The sequence below is a fragment of the Acidithiobacillus sp. TH-A35 genome, from assembly GCF_057473505.1.
In genome coordinates this window covers 1-1,870 of sequence record NZ_JBYCKR010000204.1, presented here as the reverse complement: position 1 = coordinate 1,870, position 1,870 = coordinate 1, and the positions used below count along the sequence as shown (strand labels likewise).

Annotated in this window: 2 protein-coding genes; both read left to right on the top strand. The window is 60.7% G+C overall.

What is annotated here, in order from left to right; translation table 11 throughout:
• On the top strand, positions 1 to 1,599 hold a 1,599-nt coding region (glyS, locus tag AC2VNK_RS07095; protein ID WP_486883292.1), incomplete at its 5' end, for a glycine--tRNA ligase subunit beta.
• A partial coding sequence (locus tag AC2VNK_RS07090; protein WP_486883291.1) for an HAD-IIIA family hydrolase occupies positions 1,599 to 1,870 on the top strand: 272 nt, incomplete at its 3' end. The genes glyS and AC2VNK_RS07090, both read left to right, overlap by 1 nt.

Sequence of the window (1,870 nt, the reverse complement as noted above, 5' to 3'; positions counted from 1 at the left end):
CGCTGGCTTTTGCTGCGTCAGGGCCAGCAGGTGCTGGACTGGCATATTTTTGGTCTGAATGCCGGCGGAGAAAGTTTCGGGCATCGCGTCCATCATCCCCAGTCGGTCCAGATTACCACCCCTGCCGATTACGCCGAGTCTTTATTGCAGGCAAAAGTGATGGCAGATTTTGCCGGGCGTCGCGCGCGCATTGCCAGCAAAATAGCAGCCTTGGCCGGTGAGATGGCCGTCATCCCCATCCTGCCGGAAGCCTTGCTGGACGAGATCACCGGACTCAACGAATGGCCGGTCATTCTCGCCGGCACTTTCGCCGAAGACTATTTGCGGGTACCAGAAGAAGCGCTCATTACGGTCATGATGCAGCACCAGCGCTACGTCCCCCTGCGCAATCAGGATGGTCGTCTGGTGCGCCATTATCTGTTCGCGGCGAACCTGCATAGCCTGGATGCGCAGGTCGTCATCAACGGAAATAACCGGGTACTGCGTGCCCGACTGGCTGACGCCGCCTTCTTCTGGGATCAGGATCGCCAGGTTTCCTTGCAGACGCGACGAGCCGCACTTGCCGAGGTGCTGTTTCAGGACGGCCTCGGCAGCATTTTCGACAAAACCACGCGCCTGCAGATACTTGCAGCAGCCCTCGCGCCGCACTTCGCAGTAGATGCGAGCGACATGGGCCGCGCCGCAGGGCTTTGCAAAAGTGACCTGCTCAGCGGTCTGGTGGGCGAGTTCCCGGAATTGCAGGGCATCATGGGCGGCCACTACGCCCGGCATGACGGTGAAAACGTCCATGTTGCCACCGCCATTGCCCAGCATTACATGCCTAGTGGTCGCGACGATGAAACCCCGGCAGATGCGCACGGACAGTGCCTGGCCATTGCTGATAAACTGGACACCCTCTGCGGCTTTTTCGCCATCGGCAAAGTCCCTACCGGTGACCGCGACCCTTTCGCCCTGCGCCGCGCCGCACTGGGGGTACTGCGGATTGTGCTGGATGCTCGGGTGCCTCTGAACCTGGACGAGGCGGTAGCAAGTACGCTGGCCGCTTACGGCAGCGCTTTTGCCAGGAACAGAACGGAGACGCGGACTGCGGTGCTCGATTTCTTTCAGGATCGGTTGCGGGTCTATTTCCGGGAGGAGGGCTTCCGTGCTGACCAGATCGCCGCCGTGCTCAGCCGCCAACCCTACGAGCCACTGGACGCACTCCAGCGTCTTGAAGCCCTCGCCCTTTTCCAGGCCGAGCATGCGGCAGCGGATGCTCTGGCAGCGCTGATCAAACGGATTAACAATTTATTACGCAAGGAAACCCTCTCCGCCGACTGGCGGGTAGACCCGCGGCACTTTACGGATCCCGCAGAGAGCGCACTCTGGGAACACTGGCAAGCCCTGGCGCAGCCCGTCCATGGGCAGTTCGCAAAACGCCACTATGCCGCCGCTTTAGACCTGCTCGCGGGCTTGCGTCCCCCGGTCGATCAATTTTTTGATAGGGTCATGGTCCTTGCCGAAGAGCCGGTGCTACGCCAGAACCGTCTCGCTCTGCTTGCCCAACTCCAGGAGGCGTTTCTGCATATCGCTGACTTCTCGCAGTTACAGGGGGTCTGATGGGGCAAATCGTCATCCTCGATCGTGACGGCGTCATCAACGAGGACAGTAGCGCCTTTATCAAATCTCCCGCCGAGTGGCGCCCCATTCCGGGCAGTCTGGAGGCTATCGCGCGCCTGAACCGCGCCGGCTACCAGGTGGTGGTAGCCACCAATCAGTCTGGTGTAGGCCGGGGGCTTTTCGATATCCGTACCCTGACCGCTATCCATCAGCGCATGCGTCAGGCACTGGCCGCCGTAGGCGGTCGGATAGATGCGATTTTCTTCTGTCC